This is a genomic window from Dellaglioa sp. CoH-55-MRSF-8, from assembly GCF_056782195.1.
The window spans coordinates 81,704-106,897 of record NZ_JBXAYH010000004.1 but is presented as its reverse complement, the minus strand read 5'-3'; the positions used below and the strand labels follow the sequence as shown (position 1 = coordinate 106,897).

At 30.6% G+C, this 25,194-nt stretch carries 20 protein-coding genes; all 20 read right to left on the bottom strand.

The features are described 5' to 3' along the window. Nucleotides 1–16 precede the first annotated feature (16 nt). The 20 genes from AC1RPW_RS05675 to murD all read right to left on the bottom strand — a co-directional run bounded on the left by AC1RPW_RS05675 (nucleotide 17) and on the right by murD (nucleotide 25,188). Complete coding sequence (locus tag AC1RPW_RS05675; RefSeq protein ID WP_481761695.1) at nucleotides 17–5,317, bottom strand: helicase HerA domain-containing protein; 5,301 nt, start codon at nucleotides 5,315–5,317, stop codon at nucleotides 17–19. Further along, complete coding sequence (gene dptG / locus AC1RPW_RS05670; RefSeq protein WP_481761694.1) at nucleotides 5,298–6,623, bottom strand: DNA phosphorothioation-dependent restriction protein DptG; 1,326 nt, start codon at nucleotides 6,621–6,623, stop codon at nucleotides 5,298–5,300. Before dptG ends, AC1RPW_RS05675 begins: the two co-directional genes overlap by 20 nt. Next, entirely contained in the window at nucleotides 6,623–8,494 is a 1,872-nt protein-coding gene (dptF, locus tag AC1RPW_RS05665; RefSeq protein ID WP_481761693.1) for a DNA phosphorothioation-dependent restriction protein DptF, read from the bottom strand. The genes dptG and dptF overlap by 1 nt, the downstream gene beginning before the upstream one ends. A 142-nt stretch (nucleotides 8,495–8,636) precedes the next feature. Beyond that, nucleotides 8,637–8,987, bottom strand: coding sequence for a DUF1831 domain-containing protein (locus AC1RPW_RS05660; protein WP_481761692.1), 351 nt, complete (start codon nucleotides 8,985–8,987; stop codon nucleotides 8,637–8,639). A 13-nt stretch (nucleotides 8,988–9,000) separates the two neighbouring features. Beyond that, nucleotides 9,001–10,149: a cysteine desulfurase family protein gene (locus AC1RPW_RS05655; protein WP_481761691.1), complete on the bottom strand. Its 1,149-nt coding sequence runs from the start codon at nucleotides 10,147–10,149 to the stop codon at nucleotides 9,001–9,003. A 24-nt stretch (nucleotides 10,150–10,173) separates the two neighbouring features. After that, nucleotides 10,174–10,857: a 5'-methylthioadenosine/adenosylhomocysteine nucleosidase gene (locus AC1RPW_RS05650; protein ID WP_481761690.1), complete on the bottom strand. Its 684-nt coding sequence runs from the start codon at nucleotides 10,855–10,857 to the stop codon at nucleotides 10,174–10,176. A 28-nt stretch (nucleotides 10,858–10,885) separates the two neighbouring features. Next, nucleotides 10,886–11,143 (bottom strand): DUF1328 domain-containing protein, encoded by a 258-nt coding sequence (locus AC1RPW_RS05645; RefSeq protein WP_481761689.1) that lies wholly within the window; start codon nucleotides 11,141–11,143, stop codon nucleotides 10,886–10,888. Further along, complete coding sequence (locus AC1RPW_RS05640; RefSeq protein WP_481761688.1) at nucleotides 11,136–11,696, bottom strand: NUDIX domain-containing protein; 561 nt, start codon at nucleotides 11,694–11,696, stop codon at nucleotides 11,136–11,138. The genes AC1RPW_RS05645 and AC1RPW_RS05640 overlap by 8 nt, the downstream gene beginning before the upstream one ends. 27 nt (nucleotides 11,697–11,723) lie before the next feature. Next, on the bottom strand, nucleotides 11,724–12,647 hold the full coding sequence (locus tag AC1RPW_RS05635) for an alpha/beta hydrolase (protein WP_481761687.1): 924 nt from the start codon (nucleotides 12,645–12,647) through the stop codon (nucleotides 11,724–11,726). Nucleotides 12,648–12,729: 82 nt separating this feature from the next. Continuing rightward, the gene (gene dapF / locus AC1RPW_RS05630; protein ID WP_481761686.1) at nucleotides 12,730–13,704 is read right to left on the bottom strand and encodes a diaminopimelate epimerase; all 975 of its coding nucleotides are present in this window, start codon (nucleotides 13,702–13,704) and stop codon (nucleotides 12,730–12,732) included. 118 nt (nucleotides 13,705–13,822) lie between these two features. After that, nucleotides 13,823–16,606 carry an isoleucine--tRNA ligase gene (gene ileS, locus AC1RPW_RS05625; RefSeq protein WP_481761685.1) on the bottom strand — a complete coding sequence of 928 codons (2,784 nt, stop codon included), beginning with the start codon at nucleotides 16,604–16,606 and terminating at the stop codon, nucleotides 13,823–13,825. 281 nt (nucleotides 16,607–16,887) lie between these two features. After that, complete coding sequence (locus AC1RPW_RS05620; RefSeq protein ID WP_409022377.1) at nucleotides 16,888–17,586, bottom strand: DivIVA domain-containing protein; 699 nt, start codon at nucleotides 17,584–17,586, stop codon at nucleotides 16,888–16,890. Nucleotides 17,587–17,605: 19 nt separating this feature from the next. Further along, a complete protein-coding gene (locus AC1RPW_RS05615; protein WP_481761684.1) occupies nucleotides 17,606–18,388 on the bottom strand; it encodes a YlmH family RNA-binding protein in 783 nt (260 codons plus the stop codon). Between the two features lie 6 nt (nucleotides 18,389–18,394). Continuing rightward, nucleotides 18,395–18,688: a YggT family protein gene (locus AC1RPW_RS05610; protein ID WP_409022375.1), complete on the bottom strand. Its 294-nt coding sequence runs from the start codon at nucleotides 18,686–18,688 to the stop codon at nucleotides 18,395–18,397. Nucleotides 18,689–18,709: 21 nt separating this feature from the next. Beyond that, on the bottom strand, nucleotides 18,710–19,123 hold the full coding sequence (locus AC1RPW_RS05605) for a cell division protein SepF (RefSeq protein WP_481761683.1): 414 nt from the start codon (nucleotides 19,121–19,123) through the stop codon (nucleotides 18,710–18,712). Nucleotides 19,124–19,155: 32 nt separating this feature from the next. Beyond that, entirely contained in the window at nucleotides 19,156–20,388 is a 1,233-nt protein-coding gene (ftsZ, locus tag AC1RPW_RS05600; RefSeq protein WP_481761682.1) for a cell division protein FtsZ, read from the bottom strand. Nucleotides 20,389–20,405: 17 nt separating this feature from the next. Beyond that, complete coding sequence (gene ftsA / locus AC1RPW_RS05595; RefSeq protein ID WP_481761681.1) at nucleotides 20,406–21,722, bottom strand: cell division protein FtsA; 1,317 nt, start codon at nucleotides 21,720–21,722, stop codon at nucleotides 20,406–20,408. Nucleotides 21,723–21,842: 120 nt separating this feature from the next. After that, on the bottom strand, nucleotides 21,843–22,691 hold the full coding sequence (locus AC1RPW_RS05590; RefSeq protein WP_409022371.1) for a cell division protein FtsQ/DivIB: 849 nt from the start codon (nucleotides 22,689–22,691) through the stop codon (nucleotides 21,843–21,845). Between the two features lie 18 nt (nucleotides 22,692–22,709). Then, nucleotides 22,710–23,810, bottom strand: coding sequence for an undecaprenyldiphospho-muramoylpentapeptide beta-N-acetylglucosaminyltransferase (gene murG, locus AC1RPW_RS05585; protein WP_409022370.1), 1,101 nt, complete (start codon nucleotides 23,808–23,810; stop codon nucleotides 22,710–22,712). A 1-nt stretch (nucleotide 23,811) separates the two neighbouring features. Next, a complete protein-coding gene (murD, locus tag AC1RPW_RS05580) occupies nucleotides 23,812–25,188 on the bottom strand; it encodes a UDP-N-acetylmuramoyl-L-alanine--D-glutamate ligase (protein ID WP_481761680.1) in 1,377 nt (458 codons plus the stop codon). Between the last annotated feature and the right edge of the window lie 6 nt (nucleotides 25,189–25,194).

Sequence of the window (25,194 nt, the reverse complement as noted above, 5' to 3'; positions counted from 1 at the left end):
TCATAATTTACTTTACTTAGTTTATACGATCATCAAATCCACTTATTTTAATAGATTCTATTCGTGATACCACTTGATTGGTACCATTAAGCATAGGCCCTTTAATAATACTTTCGCCTTTTTGTAAATTAGATAAAAGATATTGATATTGTTGATTACTGTCTTTATCTAAAGATAGCGTGTTCGCAATAAGTTTAACTTGGTCTTCCAATGGTAAAAAATTAACTTGCTCAGATGCATTATAGACACTACTGATATCACCCTTAATAGCTGATATAGATTGAGTTGCAAAAATTCCTGACCAACCGAATTTTCTTCCTTCTTTTAAAATTTTAACAGTTGGAGAGTTATCTTTAAAATTTAAATTTTGTATTTCATCAAGTACCACTGGAATTGGATTTTCTTCTGTATTTCCAATACTTTGAAGATAATTAAACAAATCCCAAAGTACAAATTCAGTAATAACTTTTTGTATATCATGTTGAAATCCTTTTAATTGAAAAATATGAATAGTTCCATCTTTATTTAAATATGACTCCCAGTTTTTGGAATCTTTAGTATAAGTGAAAGGATTTGAACTCAATAACATATCTAGTCTACCTACTATTTTTAACCCATCCTTGAATTCATCTTCGTCACTTAATATATTTTTTAAATGTAAAAAGGTAAATGATTTACCGTTTCTTGCATAACCATCACTTATTGCAGTTTTCAATGAATACCTTTGCTGAGTGCCTAACTCAAAAACGTTATCTAACATTTGAGATACTCGGTCTGCCATATCATTTACATCTTCAGTAATAAAGGTTCCACCACCATAATCTATTTCTTGAAGATTAAATGGATTTATAGGTAATTTATCCCCCGCTTTAACTAAGTGAAATTGAATTTTATTATCATGTCTCATTTTGCTAACAAAATTTTTATCCAATTGATTTTCCAAAAATCCATCAGTATAATCAACTACCAAACTATTAATATTTTTATTAGCCAACTCATACAGTAATGTTTGAACAAAGTAAGTCTTCCCCTGCCCAGACTTACCCGTAATAATCATGTGCCTATTTGAAAGCCCTGGATTTCCATACTCCCAATAAGCTTCATCAACACTACCTTTTTTAACGCCTAATTTAATTCTAGTTTTTTCAGAAAATGTATTTTCAGGATATTCTATTTCAAAATCAGAAAGTTCATTTATATTCGAATATTGACTTTGACTTTCATTTATACTATTTATAGATTTAATTTCGTTGTTATCTTCAAAATTTTTTTTATCCTTATTTTCACAATATTCATAAGCTGACTCTGTATCTAATTCTTTGTTTATAATAATATTTTTTCCTTTATCAGTATCGATAGTTTCTTGATAACTATCATCATGCAAAATATTTTTTAAAAGGCTTTCTTCCGGAAATCCCAATTTTCCACTTTTAATTTCTGAGATGATTTCATTTAATCCCTTACTTGCATAAATGTATGCGTCACCCTCAGGAAGTTTAATTTCAGTTATATTCTTACCGCCTAATTCCTTTCTAAGAATTCTCCGACTATCATTTCTATCACCAAATGAAACAATGAAAGCCTTGCCATAATATTCGTTTAATTCATTTGAAATTATAAAATCATTATTCAATAACTTATCATCATTATCTTGAATTTTTTTATATAGTTCTGCATTTATTAACTTGTTATTAAACATTTTTTTTAGATTAGCTAAATATATTGTCATAAAAAAATTACGGTAATATTCGGATTTAAATTTATTTTCATCCCTCAGCGCCTCATTTATTGTTTCTGCCGTATTAACCGCCTGCAACGTTGCCTTAGATATAACATCCGAATGGTTCTGTCCAACTTTAACTTCGACAGGAAACAAATGAATTTTTAAATTTTCTCCTACTTCAACACCCATGAATAACAGATCATCACTTGTAGCTCCTGTCATTCCTAGATTTTTTGCTGTAAATAATCCTTCTTTTTGGCTCATGCCAACCATTCCAGAAACTCTTAATATCTCTTCTAGCGATATGGGCACCCAAATAATATTCTCAGTTTCTAAAATACCCATTAATTCTTTATACGCCGAAATAATACTTAACTTTTCCCTCACTATATTGTGATTCGTTTTATCTCCGATAATTTTTAGAAGCCATTCTCCATTAATAATGTTAAATGATTTAATAATATTTAAACTTGTTTCTTTATTTTTAATTATAGTTTTGTCATATCTTTCTATCTTATCATTGATAATTAAACTATATTGTTCAATTTGGTTTGTAAAAGTTATTGACTCATAATTTGAAGTGTTACTTTGATCTGTATAATGAATAATATATAAATCATTACGTTCCGAAAAATAATCCAAACTGATATCTGGATCCAATAACGTTACCCAATTACTATTTTCCATAATATTCGTTAATATATCATCAAAATGACCATCTTCACTTTCAAAACTTGGAATGTTATTTACATTCGTAATTCCTGCTTGATAAACATTTGTTTCCGCATTGTTGGCTACACTAAATGCATTCCAATCATACATAAATTTGATCAATGGCCGATGTAAATATTTTGAATCCATATTTACACCGAATCCTTGTATAAACATTTTTTTATCAAGACTATATTTTTTACCACTTATTAGACCGCCTAAAGTATAATTCATTTCCAGCTTATCTGATTTAAAACTATTGGCATTACTCTCGACATCCATCTTATAAAATGAAACATGACTATATGGTTGTCTAACAAAATTATGATAAATATTAATCCGCGATTTTAATACTTTAATTACGTCTTCATTAGCATAATCATTAATTTTATCTCCCATAAATTTTTCAGAAAATAAATTTTCAAAATCAGCTGCCGTTATAATTTGATTAAATTGGTCATATATTGGATTAAGAATTTTTTTATCGTTATTTATATATAAATTAACAGGATGCATATTTTCTAATTTAAACCCTTGTTTAGTATTTTGAAGCTGTTTTAACATAAAATCAATCGTACTCTTTAATATTGTTTTATCATCGTTAATATTATGCATTGAAGCATTTAATGCATAATCAGAACTTACTTCAAAAAGATAATGAAAATGCTTATAAAAATCTAACATTCTAGAAGTAATAATATTTCTAGAAATCGCTGATATTTTTGATTTTTTAAATTCATTAAAGAATAACCATCTAGGCGAACTATCATCAAAATTTGATTTTAATAGTCCCCCATTTTTTGATATATATGGAACTAATCCACTTGGATTTAACGTTCGAATAAAATTTTCAGGTATAGATTGAAATTCTGTCCTTTTTAATAACTCTAGTTGATATTTAATCAATACTGGATGTAAAGGTGTATAAGCTATTTCCCCATCGATTTCTACTGTACCCATTTTATATAAATCTTTTAATTCCAATGTAAGTCTTTCTTCGGAGATTTGATTAATTACTTCATCAAAATCATCACAATATTTATTAAGAGCTTTCAATAATTCTTGATCAAAATAACTTAAACTTAAAATAGTATTTCTTTCTTTTAATAGCTTACAAATAAGAATATAGTCTATTCTTATTTGTTCAGGTATCTGAACTTCAATACTAGTGACAATTGAATCATCTATTTTTGCATACAATATTTGTTGTTTAATAATATCTACTTCATAATTCAACAACTTCTTATTTTCACTAAAGACATAATATTTTTCTGTACCATTAATTATTTTAGCCCCATCAAAAATTAAACTTTCATTAGCCTTACGCCTATTTTTTTCTATAAACAAACCACTTCTGGGAACCGGCTTCTGACTATTATCTAAAATTGAAAATGGTATTTCAATGCCTTCATTAACTAGCTTAAATTCATTCTCACTTTCATCTGAATCAATATTTTCAAAATTAATATTTACACCCACTTCATCTGAAATAGGAATTACATTATATTTAATCTGATCATAATCAACCTCATCAATAAAATCTGTACCACCAATTATATAATTTTTTTCGTATTCTAACTGAATCTCCATCTTAGATTTAGTTATTTTTACACGATAACTCGATAATATATTATTAAATATGTCTTGAGAAAATGGTAAATAAATTATTTGAAATGTATATTTCTGTGCCTTTGAATGTTCATATGAGGTCTTAATTCCATATATATCCATCACATTGAAGTCGTTTACAATAATTTTTAAATTATTACCATCTGCAGTAAATTCAGCAGATTTCCCATCAATTATATGGCTCTTACTTTTATTAATTCTTGATGCCTTCACAGAATCATCAAAAGGAAGTTTTATTATCAATTGATTATTTTCATGATTAATATTATTTTTAAATATTAAAATAAATCTGTTTTTGTACTTAACAGAATTTTTATTTTCACCATTTTCTCTACTTCGGTCATATATAATTAAATCAGGATTAACTTTATTTATTTTATCTGATTGATAAATAATTGTATCTTTTCTTAATTCTTTTAATTTTTCTTTTCCTCTTTTTATTTTTGAAAAATCGACATCCATCCAAATATCCTTTTCTTTCAACATACTCATTGATTCTAAATCTGCTTGCGTGTAGTTAACTATTTTATCTTCAACAGTATTATATTCTTGCCAACCACCAATCTTTTGAAAATCTTGCTTATTTTCTCTTAATCTTTTTTTAATATTATCAGCATCATACGTTTGTATTTGTGTATCATAAAAATAACCCATATTTTTATAGTCATCCGGAGTAATCTCTGATTTTTCTAAAATTGAAAAAATACTGGCAAAATCTAATAATGTTAAGTTCATTGAATCTTCCAAAATTATATTCTTTTTAAACTCTTCTAATACTACTTGGTTAGCGTCCGATAACCCGGACTTTTCTATTTCACTTTTTAAATCGTGTTTAATTTTATCAACAGAAAAAGGCCCATTTCCGTGACTAACATTCATGGCTCCACCCGATATACTGTCAAGAATTTCAGTACACACGATAAAAAGTGCCGTATTTCTCCATATGTCAGATTGTAAACTAACCCTATTTCTAAGTGTTACTAAAAAATCTGAGTTCATTTTATCTGTTGCTGCAACAAATAATATGTTAACACCATTTATATTTACCACTTTACCATGGAACTGCACGTCCTTTTGATCAATTACAAAATCTTCAGTAGAAATAATATCATTCATTTCAAATGCATTATAGAATCTAACAACTTCATTATTTTGATCTAAATTCAAATAATACCTGCTACCAGCACTAATATTTTGGGTTTTAAACCATTTAAATAACCGTTCGATTAAAAATTTATAATATTGGTTTGACATATTGTGCATCCCCGCTATCGCTTAATTTTTCAAGAATATTCATTTTTTCATATGTTTCTACTAATTTTCTTTTAGAAATATTATCTAATGAAATTCCTCTATTACTCATTTCGGTAATAACATCTTTAACAAGCATTTTTTCTGAACCAACTATACCCGCTGTAATCACCAATACAGTATCATCAGTCATGTTTAAAACATTTCCAAGTCTACCACGTCTTTTTACAAAATATTTTACTGCTATTGCTTCAAAAGATTTAGAAAATCTAGATTTAGTTTCGTCGGATAAATTTTTTGTTAATTTTAATTTTAAAAGTTTTATATTATCCTTTATATTATTTTCAGATGACATGCTTATATCATCCTCCAAAAACTCATTTAAAAATTCACTTAAATTATTTCTAAGTTCTATTGAATATTCAAAATTTATATCTGTTAACTGAAATAAACTATAAAATTTTTCACTAGGAACTAATAAATTTAAATAATCTAATAAATCAACGTTAACTAACAAATCAGTTGCGTTTTCTTTAACTTGAGCATAACCTCTATCATTTGTTGGTCTTGAACCTGATATTTTTTCCGTATCAAGTGCAAAAAAAATATTTTTTTTATTAAACTCATCGAAGGTTCCAATATTCATTATTATTTGACTAATTATGAAAAAATAATAGTAGCTAAAAAATGTATCAATATTTTTCATAAAAAATGTTGTATTTTTCATAAAATTGTTCAAATCATGATTAAAATAATCTAAGAATATACTTTGGTCACCAATTGAAACAAATTTTTCTTTTTTTATATTATTATTAGTTAGTTCATGTAAATTTTCTATAATAATTTTTTCATAAAGATTGTGCTCATCTTTTTTATTTATAAATTCAATCCACATATTATTTTTCTCTAGCTCAAGTGTATAATTTAAAAATGCTGCAATCTTTAATTCTCCACTTGAACTTTTTTTTTCGTTCGACTTTTTATACGCCAGCAACTTGGGAATATAAATTTCATCAAGTGCCGAATTAGAAAATAATTTTAAAAATTTATCTTTATTACCTATTTTAGATAAATCAAAATCATCACTTATATCCTTATCAAAGGATTTAGTATCCTTTGATATCTCACCTTTGTTAATGCTAATCCTTGCTAAATTACCTATAATTGGTGCAAATCCATTTTCAAATTTTGCTCTCTCTGGCTCACGGGTCATAAACGGTAATAATTGTCCTGATTTATGATGATTATTTTTTATCTTTCCTTTATCCATTTCCAAATGTTTTTTTAAATTTTCTAATTCAATAGACATTATATTTTCACCTCTGATACTTCATAATCAATCCCATTATTCTCTATTTTATATAGATATCCATCATTTATATTACCAACAATAACAGTTTCATTGTTATTAGTATTCAGTAATATGTTAAATACAAAATTGTTAAAATTCATTGCCTCTGACCGTTCAATATTAGAAATAACATATCCATTATGAATTTTTGTCAATAGCACATAATCTTCAAAATCTATTTTAACAAAATATTCAGCTTCATTACTTGTATCTTTAAAACACATATTAATTTCAAACTTGTTAATTTCAAAATCTACATAGTTTAATCTTAATGGCACTGCAACTCTAGTTTTTAAACTCAAATTATTTATAAACGCGAATCCTTTTACAGTTTGACCGTTCCACCGTAATACATTGCTTTGTATCAATTTTGCCAACTCTTTAATTTGTCTTACATTTTTTGAAAGAATACTTAGAAAAGAAAAATAATTTTCATTATCAAATAACTCATTTTGATAATCTAATAAAAATTGAACTCTAAGAAATGTGTTAACTCGAATTTTATGTCTATCCGTATCTAATTTACCAACAGATTCTATAACTTTTTGAATTGCTCTTTCATTATCTTCAATTTTATCTTCAATTTTATCAACATACTCATCATCATAGTTGTATACCTCAACATTAAATTCATCAATTTTTTTATTTGAATTTCGTGATGGATCAAGAAAATAAATAGCTTTTAATATCTCAGACTTATTTTGGCTTTCAAATAATAAATAAGGTAAATATGATGTGTAATTACTTTTAATTTCCTTTGCTGGTATAATAATATCGTGAATAAAGTTCAATACATCTCGAGTGGAGATGATTATACCATTAGAAACTTGAATTCTTATCAATAAATATTTAATTGCTTCTTGGACTTTCTTATTTAAGAACAGCTCATAATTAATATGTTCAACTTTATCATAGCCATTTTCTAAATCATTTCTGTAAGCATTATAAAATGGATTATTTTCTTCTTTTAAACATATTTTTTTAAAAATTTGATCATAATATAAGCTGTTCACACCCGTCTCATCAATTTCAAAGTTTGCATTATTAAAAAATGAAATCACTGATACTTTTTTATCTTCTATATTTTCCTGATTATTTTTTTCTATATTACTCAATGCAATTGTAATTTCACTTAATGTCGAATCTGACTTTATTTTATGAAGTAATCTCTTAACTACCCCTAAATTAATAGCAATAATAACATGTTTATAACCTTCAATTTCATTCTTATTCTTTGTGAGAATATCCATTAACGAATCAATAGATGATAAATTAGGATTAATGCTTTCCGTTGCATCATTATGTATATATACTTTATTTTTTTTAAAAATATCAAAATATTGATTATTCATGTAAGATAATAGATGCGATTTTCCATCTCCTACATTTCCTACAATAAAAGTTAAAGAACTTTTTTCTCTCTGTATTTTATTAAGAATTATCTTCTCTAACCTATGTTGTATTTCTCGTTCTACGTGCATATATTCATTAAAAGCACTAAAATCACTTGCATCAATTACAGAATCTTTTGCTTCAAATGATAATTTTTTTAACATCTGTGCCAGAGCAGATTCTGTTATATTTTTATCTTTCTTAAATACATCAAAATATTGGTGTATTTCTTCTAACTTATTTATGTCATGAGTAATTGCAACTATTCTAAGTTTTTCAAAATCAATATCTGAAATTAACTTCTTACTTCTTAATTTCAATCCCAAACTATACAAATCATCTAACGAGAATTCTACCTTAGACCCTTCAAAAGATACTTCAAATTTTTTAATCAATATTTTATATAATGATTCTGCTTTCATCAAATATAAATCCATTATTTCATCTCCTATTGAATATAGTGAATACGCTTTATTATACCTTTTCAATCTAAAAACGTACATACAAAAACATCCTTATAATACTTCATAGTTAATATACCCTTATAAAATACTATTAATAATAATAAAAAAGGTATTGTCATTTTGACAATACCTTTTTCAAAACATCCCTATCAATTAATTGACCAATCACATAATCAAATTGTTCAGTTTCAGCTTTTTTATCTTCACCATGAAATATATTAACTGCTTTAAGTCCATTAGCAGTCGTCGTTGACATTTTAAATCCAGTTAATGACTTATCAACGATAACTTTAACTTTAATGCCCTTATTGAAAGGTGAATTAGGATCTAAAGATCTCTCCAATTGAAAATTACCTGCTTTAGTTTCTGCAAATCCTAAATCTCTTAACGTATATTTTTTTACATCAGAACTCAATTCATAAGTTACTGTATCTCCTAAAAGTTGAATACTTTTTTCAAATGCCATTATTAAATTCCCCCTATTTTTTCAATCTACCAACTATTCTAACTAATTGTACTATAAAAGTATCTATCTCTTCAGCTGTATTATCTTTTCCAAAACTCAATCGAATAGATTCTGTGACTCTCGGACTCTTTTCACCGTACATAGCCATTAATACATGTGAAGGTTCGAGATTACCAGCAGTACATGCAGAGCCACCAGAAACAGCAATACCTGCCAAATCTAACCGGGTCTGTAATACTTCAGTTTGAATACCTTTTATCCAAATATTAAAGACATGTTGTAAGTTATCATCTGAGAGTGTCCCATTAATTTCAAAATCAATATGGTTATCATCTAATCCCGCTATAATTTGCTTTTTGAAGCCTTGATACTTTAATTGTCGTACTTGTTTTTCATCATCTGAGATTAAAGAAACAGCTTTAGCAAAACCTGCAATTGCTGGTATGTTTTCTGTCCCTGCTCGTCTCTTGTCTTCTTGCTCCCCACCTTTAATAAAGGGAGGGAAAAATATAGATTCTCTTCTATAGAGAAAGCCTAAAAATTTAGGCCCATTCAATTTATGGGCTGATGTTGATAACATATCTATATGATCCTCATTAACATCTATATCCAGTAGTCCATAAGCTTGAACAGCATCCGTATGGAACCAAGCTTGATGATCCTTTAAAATCTCACCAACTTCATGAATTGGCATATGACTTCCCGTCTCATTGTTACCCATCATGATTGAAACAAGAATTGTATCATCTCTTAAAGCCTCTTTAAAATCGACTATATTGATAACACCATCTTCATTAACTGGTAAATAAGTAACTTCAAATCCAATTGATTCTAAATATTTCATTGTTTTTAAAATAGCCTGGTGCTCTACTGCTGTTGTGATTAAATGCTTACCTAATGTTTTTCTCTGAATAGCTGTTTGCATAATAGCCATATTATCACTCTCAGTACCACCACTTGTAAAGATGATTTCTGATTCTTTTGCATGAATACTATTTGCAATAATTTGTCGACTATCATCAAGCACCATTCGTGCTGAACGTCCAAATTGATGTGTACTTGAGGCATTCCCGAAGGTGCTCTTCATCATATCTGTCATCACTTCAACGACTTCATTTGCCATTGGTGTGGTTGCTGCGTTATCTAAGTATATTCCTGACATTAATTTAGTTTATCTCCTTTTAATTTAGCTTAATAATGATAGAATCATTCGTGCTGATTTTTGACCAGCTTCAATAATAAAATCATCAAATGTTTGTCCAGCTTCTTCATCGCCAACATCTGACATCGCTCTAACAATAGTGAATGGAATACCAAATTGGTGTGCTGCCTGACCAACTGCGGCACTTTCCATTTCACTACAAAGAGCATCAGGAAAATGATTAAGTATGACATCTGTCTGAGCTTGACTTGCTATAAATTGATCACCAGATACAATTAGTCCTGGTTTTATACTTAAATCATTTTCTTGAGCCGCTTTTTTAATTGCATCGTTTAAATTTGTATCTGCCAAGTATTTAGTTGGTTGTTGGGGTAATTGACCAATTTCATATCCAAAAGCTGTTGCATCAACATCATGATAGGCAACTTCTGTGGCTAAGACCACATCTCCAATTTTAAGTCCATTACCAATACCACCAGCTGAACCAGAATTAATAACGGCTGTTACTCCAAATTCTGCAATTAAAAGGGCTGTTGTCATCCCTGCTTGTACCTTACCAATACCAGATCTAACCAAAACAACTTCTTTTCCATTAATTTGGCCTGTATAAAATGAAATCCCGCCAATTTCTTTGTCTTTTCTATTCTCTAGATGACTTCTAAGCGAAAGAATTTCTTCCTCCATTGCACATAAAATACCGTAAATCATGTTGTTACCCTCCATTTTTTATTAATATCTAAGGTAATAAGAATAAAGCTAAAAATACAATTACAATTGCAATAACTAAAAATACAATTGTCCAATTCAAAAATTGGTTTAATTTACTTTTTTTATTTGTTTTTTCTGGTTGTTCTGAAGATGAGCTTCTTGTTGGATGTTCATCTTGGTATTCCTTTTCAACTCGTTGACGTTCTTTTTGTCGAAATTCAGGATCATTCTTTAATTCTTGTAATCTCTGATATTCACTTCTCGATAACTTTTTTTCATCATCCATGTAATTCACCTTTTAATCGTTCAATTTCCCAATGATTAACCGCTAAAATAGTTTTAACATCAGTTATTTCACCAGATTTAATTTTAGCTTGAACCTCATTAAACGTCAATTCGACTACATTTAAAAATTCATCAATATCCTGAGGTAACTCGTTATCTACATTTTCTAATCCAGTCGCATAGAATAGCGTTAAATATTCGTCCGCAAATCCTAATGCTGAATGAAACCCATATATTTCAGCTAAATGTTTAGCTTCATAGCGTGTTTCTTCATTCAGTTCACGTGTTGCAGTCTCGATTAAATTATGATCATCGCCATCAATTTTACCGGCCGGAATTTCTAATGATGTCTTCCTAATAGGTGCTCTCCACTGGTTAACTAGAACAATTTTTTCTTCATCCGTTATTGCTAATATACCTACAGCACCATGATGATGTACGATTTCTCTATTTGATTGTTCACCATTTGGTAGTTTAACCGTCTCATTAACAACTTCTATAACATGTCCTTTGAATATTAATTCTTCTGATAAAACTTTTTCTTCTAAATTCATTTAATTAACCTCGTTATTTTACTTTTCCTAGTTAAAATATTGTTTTAAAAAATGAGTTACTTTCTTTTCATACTCAACTTTATCTTTTGTAAATGACGTAGCATGTTTAGCACCATGTGCAATGAAAATTTCTTTAGGTCCTCTTGTCGCAGCATAATTTTGATAAATCATCTCAGTCGGAACAAATTTATCGTCACTACCATGAATAAATAACACAGGTAACTTATTATGATTTAATTGCTTAATTGAACTTGCTTCATAAAATGAGTAACCTGCTTTAACTTTTGATATCAGACTAGCAATAGGGATAATAGGGATTTTAGGTAACTTATACATCTGTTTCAACTGATAAGTTAACTCATCAGCCACACTTGTATAGCCACAGTCTTCAATAATTGCCTTAACTTGTGAAGGCAATTTTTTCTCTCCACTCAACATCATAACCGTTGCGCCACCCATACTAACACCGAATAGAGTAATTTTTGAATCTGTACCTTTATATTTAATTACTTTATCAAGCCACTGTAAATTATCTTTTCTCTCTAACCAACCATAACCAATATAATCACCTTGACTTTGGCCATGTGCTCTTGCATCTGGTGCAAGAACATTATAGCCTTTGTCATGATAAAAATGAATAAAGCGGACCATTTCTTCTTTCTTTCCCATAAATCCATGAGCAACAAATATTGTTTTATTAGTTTTACTTTCTGCAGGAACATAAATTGCTTTAAGCTTTAAATTATCTTCAGATTTGATCTGCCAATTTAATTTTTTAACTTGTTTTAACCAAGTGTATTCTTTCTTTAACTCAGCACTTTTAGGTTCTGAATTAATAAATTCCTTATTGGTTGGTGTCTCCGCATATTCAAATAAATAATAACTAATGCCAAAAATAACAAAGCCAATTATTATCAGCATTAAACAAATTCCAATGATCCATTTTTTCATTAAATTTCCTCAAGCGTTTCCCTTTATTTTAAATTAAAAAAAGGATAAAAGACAGTCATTTATGTCTTTTACCCCCATAAAATTACATAATACTTAATATAAACTTTAAATAAGCATCCTGTTCATTAGTTGATATCCATTTGGCCTTAGAAAAATCACCATTCAGAGCATCAGCTAACTCAATTGTTATATTCGCAACATTAGTTGCATTACCAATTAGAGACATCCAGTAATTGCCACTCTCATCTTGATGCACAACAGTTTTAACCATACCACCAGGATTTTTTACATTAATTTCAGTTCCAAATGGCACTTTACCTTCACTTAACAGAACAAACATTAAACTTGAAGCAGACATTGCTGTTCCACACGCATTAGTAAACCCAACTCCGCGTTCATAAGTTCTAACAAAAATTGATTTATTATCTAATTTTTCAACAAAACTAACGTTAACACCATCTGGAAAATACGGATTTTCACCGTTTAAATAAGTTGCAATTCTTTCAAGTTCCGGTCCTTGTAACGTTGTATGATCAACAAAAGTAATTAAATGCGGATTTGGTACCGAGACAGCTGAAAACTTTAACGTTTGTGAAAATTCAGGAATAATTTCATCTACCAATGTTTGTCTTTGTAAAAACATTGGTAACGTTTGTGACTCAAAACTAACAGGTGAAATTTCGACATTGTAAGCTGCAACGCCTGCCTGAAGATTTGGTGCTTTCTTAACATCTAAATCAGCATGCATTGTCTCAACTTTAAATTCTGTTTGTCCAAATTTAGTTTCTAAATAGCGCCCAACAGTTCTTAAACCGTTTCCACACATACTAGCCTCTGTACCATCAGCATTGATGACTCTCATTTGACCTAGAACACCATTATGACTTGATTTATCAACGACTAAAATGCCATCTGAGCCACCGTGTAATCCAGATTCTCGATCACACATTTGAATTGCTAAATTCTTTAATTTTTCATCTGATAATGCTGTCTCTAATTTAGTTTGATCTAAAAGAAAAAAATCGTTTTCTGATCCATGTACTTTTACTAATTCCACATTGAACACCTGCTCTCACTATAATTGTATACCTTACATATTACGCTATATTTTTAGGATTGTAATCAATTTGACTCAAAAAAAGGAATAACTCTACGTTATTCCTTTTTTGAAATATTTAATTTTCAAAACCTTCTGTAACTGCCTCTGGATAACCTTGTTCAACAATCGTTGCACAACGATGACAGAGCGTTGGTAACGCAGTATCCTCCCCAACATCAGTCTTAACCATACGACATCTTTGACAAACTTCACCGTTAGCTACTTCAACTTTAACAGCTAAGTTATCAAAATTAGTTGCATCTTCTGGAACATCATCAATAGATAAAATTTCTAAATCAGAAACAATCAATTGTTGACGGATATCCGTATCAAGTACGTTAAGTAATTCTTTATCAGAATCATTCACATATAAAATAACTTTTGCTTCAAATGATTTCCCAATTAATTTTGCATCACGCGCATCTTCCAAAGCCTTTAAGACATATGAACGAATTTTCATGAATGCTTGCCAATTTTCAACAATTTTAATTTCACCATCAAAATGGGCAACTTCTGGCATTTCACTTAATTGAACATATTCTTCTGGTTCTTTCAAATAGTCCCAAACTTCTTCAGTTGTATGTGGCAAGATAGGTGTTAATAACTTAGCCATTGTTGTTACAATCTGGTATAGAACAGTTTGCATTGAGCGTCTTTCAAAACTATCTTCAGCTTCAATATAAACGATATCTTTTGCAATATCTAAATAGAATGCTGATAAGTCATTTGAAATAAATGTAATCACTTTTTTGTAAATTGCTAAGAAATCATATTCAGCATAATCATCCAAAACCTCTTTTGAAAATGTATTTAATTTAATTAACATATACTTATCTGCTGATGCCAATTCATCAAATGCAATTGCATTTTCATTTGGATCAAAGTCAGTTGTATTAGCCAAAATAAATTTAAATGTATTTCTAATCTTACGATATGTTTCAGAGACTTGTTTTAAAATATCCATTGAAACAGCGATATCAGAAGATGTATCTGCTGATGCTGTCCATAATCGGATAATCTCAGCTCCTGATTGTTTAATAACTTTACTTGGTAAAATGATATTCCCAAGCGATTTACTCATCTTATGTCCTTTATCATCAAGTACAAATCCTTGTGACATCAACTGTTTGTATGGTGCAATTCCATTAGTTGCAACGGATGTAATAACACTTGAATTAAACCATCCACGATATTGATCTGAACCTTCCATATATAGATCTGCAGGATACGTTAAATTATCACGTTTACCTAGCACTCCACGATGTGAAGAACCTGAATCAAACCAAACATCCATGATATCTTCTTCTTTTGTAAATTCACCATTAGGACTATGTTCACTTGTAAATCCTTCAGGAAGTAGTGCTTTAGCATCATTTTTGAACCAAATATTTGATCCATTTTTTTCAAACAATTGAGCAACATGTTCAATTGTTTCTGGTGTAATGATAGGTGTCCCATCTTCTGCATAGAAGATAGGTAATGGAACGCCCCAAGCACGTTGACGTGAAATCACCCAATCGCCACGATCTCTAATCATATTGTAAAGACGAACCTTACCCCATTCGTTTTTAAAATCAACTTTTTCAATTTCTTTTAATATATCATCGCGGAACATCTCTACTGATGCAAACCATTGTGCCGTTGCACGGAAAACAACAGGTTTTTTTGTACGCCAATCATGTGGATAACTATGCGTAAAGAATGAAAGTTTAAGTAAATGACCATTCTCTTTCAATTCATCAGTTACTAATGGATTAGCTTTATCATAAAATATCCCTTCAAATCCAGGCGCATCTTCATTCATGACACCTTTTTCATCTAAAACAGATACAACGGGTAATTTATACTTTTGTCCAGCAATAAAATCATCTTCACCATGTCCTGGAGCAGTATGAACAAGTCCTGTACCAGAATCTAAAGTAACATGGTAACCTAGAATAACTAATGATGTACGATCATATAATGGATGTTGCACTGTCATATATTCCATATCGCGACCAGAAAATTCTTTTAATACTTCAACATTTTCCCAATCAAATTCTTCTTTTAAAATATTTAAACGTTCTTCAGCGACAACATATTTTTTCCCATCAGCATTAATTTGGATATATTTATAATCAGGATGTACAGCGACACCATAATTAGCTGGAATTGTCCATGGTGTTGTTGTCCAGATAATCATTTTTGTATCTGTATCTAAAATATCTTTCCCATCAACTACATCAAATGTAATATACATTGATGGTGATTTAATATCGTGGTATTCAATCTCTGCTTCAGCTAATGCTGATTCAGACGATGGTGACCAATAAATTGGTTTTTTACCTTTATAGATGTAACCTTTTTCAGCCATTTCACCAAACATTCTGATTTCTTCAGCTTCAAATTCAGGTTGTAAAGTCATGTATGGGCTATCCCATTCAGCTGCAACGCCTAAACGTTTAAAATCTTCGCGTTGCAAATTAACTTGCTCCAAAGCATATTTTTCACATAATTCACGAAAATCAGCTTTTGACATGGTTTTACGATCAACACCTTGTTTAACCAATTGTTGTTCAATAGGAAGGCCATGAGTATCCCAGCCAGGAACAAAAGGTGATCTGAAGCCCATCATTGATTTTGAACGAACGATAATATCCTTCGTAATCTTATTTAAAGCATGTCCCATATGGATATTACCATTAGCGTATGGAGGTCCATCATGTAAAATGAAACTTGGTTTCTTTTCATTTAACTTTTGTCTTAGTTCATAAACACCGTTTTGTCTCCATGCATCTTCACGCTCTGCTTCTTTAACTGGTAAATTTCCACGCATTGGAAATTCTGTCTTACCTAAGTTTAAGGTTTCTTTCATTTTCATATTATAAACTCCTTTTAAAAGTTATTTTATTTCATTATACACAAAAAGACTCCGTTACAAGGGACGAAGTCTTCGTGTTACCACCCAAATTTAGAAACTTAACATTATATAACGTTAAATTTCACTCAATCATCGTGATAACGGAGATGAAGCCGATTAAACTTACTTGATCATTTCAGTTTAATGAAATCGTTGAGATGATAAATTATATAATACTTATTATCGACCTTCCACTATCATCGACTCGCTAAAAATGTATCATATAATTGTTATTCTCAAATTTATTTATTATCTGGGAAAATGACCATTGTATCTTGATCATTTTGCTCAGAATCTTCATTTGCATCTGATTCAGCAATAATTTCTGTAACAACAATATCGTCATTATTATTAACTGATTCTTTTATTTCTTTGGCTTCACGTTTTTCTTTGTCTTCTTCACGTTTTAAAACGTCTTGAATTTCAGAATATGTGCTTGTCTCGCCTTGTTTTAAAATTTCGTCCCAATCAGAACTTTTAACAACTTCTAATTGTGATTCCATCATAACTTTTAAACGTTGACGGAAAATACGTGCTTGTTTCTTCAAGTCATCAGTCTCAACAGCTAATTTTTTAGCTTTTTCTGAAGCCATATCAATAATATGTTTAGCTTTTTCATTCGCTTCATCAATAATATCATGACCTTGCTTTTGTGATTCTTTATTAATAATTTCAGATTCACGCTTAGCATTAACCTTAACGCGATCAGCAGCTTCTTGAGCAACAATAATTGATTGATTTAAAGAATCTTTTAAATCATTAAAGTATTCTAACTTTTCATTACTAGTTTTAACTTCTTCAGTTAAATTTTCATTTTCTTTTAACGTTATTTCATAATCTTTAATAATTTTATCTAGAAAATCATTAACCTGGTCTTGATCATAGCCTCGTAATTTTACGTTAAATTCTTTATTATGAATATCTAATGGACTTAAAGTCATTTTGCACGTCCTTCAAAATTTATTTTTTTAATATTGATAACTCTAATTTATATTTATCTTTTCTAGTCATACCTGCAATAAAATCTAACTTGATTCGTCCAAAACCACGAATTGACAAAACATCAAACTCTGCTAATTCATAATCAGGCTTATTAATAACTTGCCAATTTAAACTAACTTTTTCAGAATTAACTAAATTTTTGGCGTTTTGTCGAGACATATTATAAACAGCTGATATGACTGAATCGATTCGTAACGATGAAACTAATTCATTTTGCGATTGCCACTCATCTGTGACACTCACCGTTTGTGAAAAAGGAATCTCTTCAAGTGATACCTTAATTTTACCAATACGATCAACTTGACTAATCAAATAATTAGCCATCTTTTTTTCAACAACAACCTGCCATTGCTGACCATCTGTTAAAATATCACCAAGTACTTCTCTATCTAATCCCGCATTAGCCAAAGTTCCCAAAATTTGTCCATGTTTTAAGGTAGCAAATTTTATTGGATACTTAATTTCAATAAGTTGTAAATCAAAATCACTATCTTGAACATCGAAATACGCTGGATAAAAAAGTAATCTTTTTCGTTCAGCTTCTTTCGTGCCACCAAATAATTTTAAACTAATTTCGTCATTTTGGCCTAATAGATAGGTCGCAATATGTGCCTCTCTAGGATTTAAAAAATGAGTTAGAACTGCCCTGTACTCTGATTTAGCTTGCTCGATATAATCTGACAATGTATCAATAATTTCTTTTTCGTCGGACCTGAAATGTTGGTAAATTGTATCATTCATATATCATTAGCCTCCAACATAAAGACGAATCAAAGTAGTCAGAAGTCCCATAACCCCATTTTGGATGAAGCTTAGCGCGATTATCGCAATAATTGGTGAAAAACTAATACCCCCAATTGCCGGGATAAAACGGTCAAAAAATGCAAGGTATGGTTGACAAATTTTACTTAAGAAATGGCCAACCGGCGTATTATAAGCGCCTGGAAACCATGACATTAAAACGTAAATGATAATTGCTAGCTCATAAGCATCAAAAGCCCACGTAATCACTTTAGCTAGAAATGTAATAAACTCAATCATTTGTATACCTCGATTTTTCTTTTATTCGAATTTTTCAAAAATATTATCTGCCATATTTCCTTCAACAGTAAATGAGTTTGGTGTACAAAGAAAAATATTATCGCCAATTCTTTGAATTGTTCCGTTAATAGCAAAAATTGTTCCGGACAAGAAATCAACAATCCGTTTAGATTGAACTTCATCCATTTTTTGAAAATTTACGACGATTGCTTGATTTTGCATTAAATGCGTTGCAATATCCTTAACATCAGAATAAATTCTAGGTTCAAATAAATTAATTTTTTGTGGTTGACTATATTTACCATTTATCGAAACGACTTTATTACTTTGATTCAATGACGAAGTCCGCATAGACTCTTCGGTTTGGTAATCATCATTTTCAAAATCATCTTCTTCAGCTAACCCAAAAAAACGACCAATTTTTTCAAAAGCCATAATATCCGTAACCTCCCCATTGATTCATTTAATTAATCTTTACGTCGTTTTCTGAAAAACGGTGGTGTACTTAAACTATCATCATTATTTGTTGCTAAATCATCAGTTTTGATATCATTCTTAAAGACATCAAAATTTGGTTTTTCAACATTTTCAAATTCTGTTGATTTTTTTTCTTCAGGTTGACTTGATGGGTGCATAATATCCCAATCGTCAAAACGATCTTCTTGCTTTTCAGCTAATGTTGCTTTAGGTGCATCAGTTCTTGGTAATGTTCGTGTACGAACTGTGGCTTTTTTTTCTTCTTTAACATCATCAATACCAGTTGCAATAACTGTTACGACGATTTCATCACCTAGGTCTTCATTAATTGACGTTCCAAAAATAATATTAATTTCATCAGTTGCAGCTTGTGAAATAATTTCAGAAGCTTCTTGCGCTTCGAAAAGACTCATATCAGCACCACCGGTGATATTAAGTAGAACTTGTTTTGCACCATCAATTGAAACTTCGAGTAATGGCGAAGAAATTGCTTTTTTTGTTGCTTCAGCAGTTCTATTTTCACCAGTAGCAGATCCAATTCCCATTAATGCAGTTCCTTGATCAGCCATCACTGTTTTAACATCAGCAAAATCTAAATTAATTAAACCGGGTGATGTAATTAATTCAGAAATACCTTGAACACCTTGACGTAAAACATTATCTGTTTCTTGGAATGCTTCAAGCATCGGTGTCTTCTTGTCAATGATTTCAAGTAAACGGTTATTAGCAATAACAACTAACGTATCAACTTGATCTCTCAGATTAGCTATTCCTTCAGCAGCAAAACGGCTACGTTTAGGTCCTTCAAATGTAAATGGACGTGTTACAATTCCGACTGTTAAAATGCCTTGATCTTTAGCGATTTTAGCTACAACAGGAGCAGCTCCTGTTCCTGTTCCACCACCCATTCCAGCAGTAACGAAAATCATATCAGCGCCATCAATAGCTTCGATAATTGCTTCTTCACTTTCTTGTGCAGCTTTACTACCAATATCTGGAGTTGCACCAGCACCTAATCCACGAGTCAATTTAGGACCCAATTGAATTTTAATTTCTGCCTTTGAGCTTTCCAATGCCTGAACATCAGTATTTAATGCAATAAACTCAACACCTGAAACATTTTCATCAATCATACGATTAACAGCATTACCACCAGCGCCACCGACACCAATTACTTTTATTACTGCGCCTTTATCTTCACTTGAGTCCAAAGAAAATTCCATTACTTACTTCCTCCTATTTAATCGAAAAATTCATTAAAAAAGTTTTTAACTGATTTTAATGGATCCCCTGATGTTTTTGGTTTTCTAGTTTTTTTAACTTTGTTTTTTACTTCTTGCTTCTTAGGTTTTTCGTTGTCTGGTTCAACAATACTATAACTTAATTGATCAATATCAAGTCCCATTGCACTTTTCACTAATAATGTGACTTCATCTTGCTCGACTGCATAATTAATCAATCCTAAGGCTTGTGCAAATGAAGGATAGCGTAATCCCATTTGATCAGGGACGTAGGTTTTAACTTGAACTTGCAAAATTTCTGATGCTAATTCTGTAATTCCTGGTAAAGCTGCAAGACCACCAGTTAAGATAACGCCACCTGGTAATTCTAACGCCTTGATAGCATCTAATGAACTTTTTATTTTATCTAAGATTTGAGAGATTCTTGCTTCAATAATCTCTGCTAAATATTTTTCAGAGATATTGATTGGCTCACTTTGTCCAACAACATCAACTGGGAAAACATCATCTTCTGATGCTAACTCAGAATTAGCAAATCCATAATTGCGTTTCAATTTTTCAGCATTTTCAACAGATGTATTAAGAACCACTGAGATATCTTTCGTGACAAAATCGCCACCCTCTTGGTCCACGTATGTAAATTTCAACTTATGATCATGAATCACTGAAGCAGTCGTTTGACCACCACCGAGATCAATAAGTACAGTACCAAAGTCTCTTTCGCCATCTGACATCGCAACTGATGCAAGTGCTAATGGGTTCACGATTGTTTCTCTGATAGTTAGCCCAGCATTTTCAACACATTTTTTTAAATTATGAATAATTGTTTTTGGGCCAGTATAAACTGATCCATGCATTTCTAATCTCACACCAATCATACCACGAGGATCCTTAATGCCATCAAATCCATCAACTACAAATTCATCAGCAATAATATCAATGATATCTCTTTCTGGTGGTAAATTTTGAACTAATGCTGCACTCGCAACATTCACAACATCTTCATTTGTAATTTCTTTTGATTCATCTGAAACGGCAATCATGCCGTTACAAGGAATAATTTGTAATAAATTAGCAGGAATACCAACATGTACTTCGTGAATCTGAATATTTGCTTTTTCTTCAGCTTGTTTAATAGCTTTTTGTACTGAAATTACAGCCTTATCAATATCGACTACAATTCCCCTATTCAAACCTTGTGAGCGTTCATTACCAATACCAATTACGTTCAATTGACCATTAACGTATTCAGAAACGATAACTTTAATTGATGTCGTACCGATATCTAACCCCACATATATACCTGCGTTACCCATCTGAAAAAGAACCTCCTTACAGCTTGCTTTTAATATTATTTTTTATAAGATATAGTACTCATATTTTACCACATTAAGACCTGATTTAGAAAGGATATCCCATAGGCCATACCAACTTTGTTAACTTTTCTTATTATATGGATAAGAATATGCACCCACTTCTAAATCAACGACACCTTTTTTCTTCATTTTAGATGAGATACTTGGATAGAAAGCCATTTTATCGGCAAAATTATCAATATTAGCAATAATTTTATTTCTGTCATTCATGTATATATATATTCGCTGATTATTCACTTTGGATGGTTGATAATCGATTTCTGATATTCCATTTCTGATTTTCATCGGAATTTTTTTATATTGTTTAACCATTTTTTGCAATATATTTGTTTGATTAAACTTAGAATACGTAGGATAATTCCCCACTGGTTGGTCAAATTTCTTACTTCCAATTGTCCCATTCAAAAATAATTGATAGTATGTTTTATTTTTATAAATATATCCTGCAAGATCATATTCATTAATAGAAAGTTTAACACCATTCCATTTATTATGGCTAACAGTTAGTGACTTCACCTGTGGCAATTCTTTTTTTATATCCTTTAAAATAGCTTTTTTTCTAAAAAACGCGTGGGATAATGGATCATTAATGTGTAAATTACTAGCATTTTCTACTTGTACTTTTGAAACTGTTTTTTCACCTGAAATACTAATATTTTGTATTTTACTTAATGGTGAAATAAAATATAGTGCAATTAAACCAATAATCAGAAACGAACCAATTATAATAATTAATTTTTGTTTTAGGGCATGATGTTGATATTTTTTTAATTTTGGTAATCGGTCACTAATTGTTTTGGGGTTTCCAAAAAAATCGAATCGTTTATTTTTCTTCTTTTTTTTCTCTTGTAAGGCCTCCCAAGGTGTCAATTCAGCTTTTTTTCTTTTTAAGAATTTATTTTTTGACATCTTATTTGGCCTCCTAACTTATTCTTTAATTTTGATTAAATCTTCCATAACCTTAATTAGATTATCTGCAGCATTGGGCACACCCATTTTACGTGAATTATTAGCCATCTGTCTTCTCACATCAGTATTGAGCATCATTTCATCTGAAACCATGACCAATTTTGATCCCGTTAACTTATCCTCAGTAATAAGCTTAGCTGCATTATTATCAACTAGACTCATTGCATTTTTTACTTGATGATTATTTGTAACATAAGGGCTAGGCACCAAAATAGATGGTAATCCAAGTGCAGTTATTTCTGCTATACTTGTTGCACCAGCACGTCCTAAAATGACAGAAATATGGCTTAATAAATTAGGCATATTATTTAAATATGGTTTTATCACAATATTTTTATTTAATTCTATCCCGTTTAAATCATTCATAATTTTATCGTAGTGAACGTTACCTGTAACAAATAAAATTTGATATGGTTTTTTATTTAATTCAGGAATTGCTTCAACCATTGCTTGATTAATTTTCGCAGCTCCTCTTGAACCACCAAAAACTAACATCGTTGGTACATCATCTAATAATCCATATTGCGATAATGCTTCAATTTCTGTTTCATTTACAACCTGTTGTGCGCGGGGATTCCCTGTGAAAACAACTTTTTTCTTAGGAAATTGATCTGCAACTGATTCAAAAGAAATAGCTACTTTATCAACAAAGTGGCTCAAAAATTTATTTGTTACACCTGCAACACTATTTTGTTCATGAACAATAGTTGGAATATGTAATCGAGCAGCAGCATAAACCACTGCACCACATACGTAACCGCCTGTTCCAATAACAATGTCTGGTTTAAATTCTTTAATCATTTTCTTTGCGTCTTTCACACTTTTTAAAAATAGTTGGACTGTCTTAATATTTTCTACTGATAACGATCTTTTAAATCCTTGAATTTTAATTGTTTTAAATGGAATTCCATTATCTGGAACGATTCGGCTCTCAAGTCCTTTTTCAGTCCCAACATATAAAAATTCAGCCGTTGGATCTTTTACTTTTAGCGCTTCAATAAGGGCCAACGCAGGGTAAATATGCCCGCCAGTGCCACCACCAGAAACAATAATTTTCATTTTATTTATCCTCTACTTGCATTAATTTTTCAACCGCTTCAATATATTTGTCACCACGTACTTCAAATGAAGGATATTGATCCCAACTAGCTGCTGCTGGGGATAACAATATAATATCATTGTTATCACTTAATTTATATGCTTCGGGAACAGCTGCAACAACATCAGTGACTTGCTTAATTTGAGTAATACCTGCCGCTTCTCCAGCATTTCGCATTAAATCAGCTGTTTCACCGAAAACAATCATTGCTTTTACATGTGCTTTAAGTACAGGCACCAATTTTTCAAACGTAAATCCTCTATCTAATCCACCAGCTAATAGTATAATTGGATTCGAAAATCCTTTTACAGCCATCTCAGTTGCTTCAATATTAGTTGCCTTTGAATCATTATAGAATTTGCGATTATGCCATGCGCTAACAAACTGTGTACGGTGGCGTACTCCTGTAAATGTCGATAATACTTCTTGAATAGCAGTATTTGTTACACCTTTAATTTTAGCAGTTACGATAGCTGCAAGCGCATTTTCAATATTATGTTCACCAGGAATATTAACTTCATCCGATTTCATAATGAATTCATTCTGATAGTAAATATTTCCGTCTTTTACATAAGCCCCTGTTTCAATTTCATCTAATCTAGAAAATGGCACAATGTTAGCAGAACTTGTTTTAGCTAGTTCACGAAGTTCTTTTAAATCCCAATTGACAACAAGAAAATCACTAGAATCTTGATTTTCAGTTATTCTCATTTTTGCTTTCACATAATTTTCTCGAGTTTTATGGTAATCCGTATGTGCCTCATAAATATTAGTAATAACGGCTATTTCTGGTTTCAATTTATCAATGCCACATAATTGAAAACTTGATAATTCAGCTACAATAATATCATTTTTGGTTACCTTTTTTGCTACGGCAACAGATGGAACACCAATATTTCCAGCGACAAATGCACGTCCTTGCTTTCTTTCTTGATTTAACATCAATGAAATCAGCGTCGTTGTAGTTGTCTTACCATTCGTTCCTGTAACCCCGATCATTGGCGCTTCAGAAATTTCATAAGCAAGCTCTGGTTCTGTAATAATAGGTAAACCTTTTTCCATTGCCTTTTCAATAAGTAAATTTGTATATGGAATTCCAGGGTTTTTTACGACTAACTCAAAATCCTCATCTAGTAAAGAGAGTGGGTGTCCGCCCGTAATCACTTTGATTCCTTCAGCCAAAAGCTCTTTAGCTTCAGGGTTATCATCAATATTTTTATGATCATTCACAGTCACAAATGCGCCTAAATCTTTTAAAAGTTTGGCTGCATTCAAGCCACTCTTTGCTAAACCTACAACTAGAACCTTTTTATTTTGATAATTCGTAATATTTTTCATTCCAAT

Bases quoted from the DNA above. Each gene is read 5' to 3' on its own strand.
- AC1RPW_RS05675 (WP_481761695.1), bottom strand. From the start codon at position 5,317: ATGTCAAACCAATATTATAAATTTTTAATCGAACGGTTATTTAAATGG.
- dptG (WP_481761694.1), bottom strand. From the start codon at position 6,623: ATGTCTATTGAATTAGAAAATTTAAAAAAACATTTGGAAATGGATAAA.
- dptF (WP_481761693.1), bottom strand. From the start codon at position 8,494: ATGGATTTATATTTGATGAAAGCAGAATCATTATATAAAATATTGATT.
- AC1RPW_RS05660 (WP_481761692.1), bottom strand. From the start codon at position 8,987: ATGGCATTTGAAAAAAGTATTCAACTTTTAGGAGATACAGTAACTTAT.
- AC1RPW_RS05655 (WP_481761691.1), bottom strand. From the start codon at position 10,149: ATGTCAGGAATATACTTAGATAACGCAGCAACCACACCAATGGCAAAT.
- AC1RPW_RS05650 (WP_481761690.1), bottom strand. From the start codon at position 10,857: ATGATTTACGGTATTTTATGTGCAATGGAGGAAGAAATTCTTTCGCTT.
- AC1RPW_RS05645 (WP_481761689.1), bottom strand. From the start codon at position 11,143: ATGGATGATGAAAAAAAGTTATCGAGAAGTGAATATCAGAGATTACAA.
- AC1RPW_RS05640 (WP_481761688.1), bottom strand. From the start codon at position 11,696: ATGAATTTAGAAGAAAAAGTTTTATCAGAAGAATTAATATTCAAAGGA.
- AC1RPW_RS05635 (WP_481761687.1), bottom strand. From the start codon at position 12,647: ATGAAAAAATGGATCATTGGAATTTGTTTAATGCTGATAATAATTGGC.
- ileS (WP_481761685.1), bottom strand. From the start codon at position 16,606: ATGAAAATGAAAGAAACCTTAAACTTAGGTAAGACAGAATTTCCAATG.
- AC1RPW_RS05620 (WP_409022377.1), bottom strand. From the start codon at position 17,586: ATGACTTTAAGTCCATTAGATATTCATAATAAAGAATTTAACGTAAAA.
- AC1RPW_RS05615 (WP_481761684.1), bottom strand. From the start codon at position 18,388: ATGAATGATACAATTTACCAACATTTCAGGTCCGACGAAAAAGAAATT.
- AC1RPW_RS05610 (WP_409022375.1), bottom strand. From the start codon at position 18,688: ATGATTGAGTTTATTACATTTCTAGCTAAAGTGATTACGTGGGCTTTT.
- AC1RPW_RS05605 (WP_481761683.1), bottom strand. From the start codon at position 19,123: ATGGCTTTTGAAAAAATTGGTCGTTTTTTTGGGTTAGCTGAAGAAGAT.
- ftsZ (WP_481761682.1), bottom strand. From the start codon at position 20,388: ATGGAATTTTCTTTGGACTCAAGTGAAGATAAAGGCGCAGTAATAAAA.
- ftsA (WP_481761681.1), bottom strand. From the start codon at position 21,722: ATGGGTAACGCAGGTATATATGTGGGGTTAGATATCGGTACGACATCA.
- AC1RPW_RS05590 (WP_409022371.1), bottom strand. From the start codon at position 22,691: ATGTCAAAAAATAAATTCTTAAAAAGAAAAAAAGCTGAATTGACACCT.
- murG (WP_409022370.1), bottom strand. From the start codon at position 23,810: ATGAAAATTATTGTTTCTGGTGGTGGCACTGGCGGGCATATTTACCCT.
- murD (WP_481761680.1), bottom strand. From the start codon at position 25,188: ATGAAAAATATTACGAATTATCAAAATAAAAAGGTTCTAGTTGTAGGT.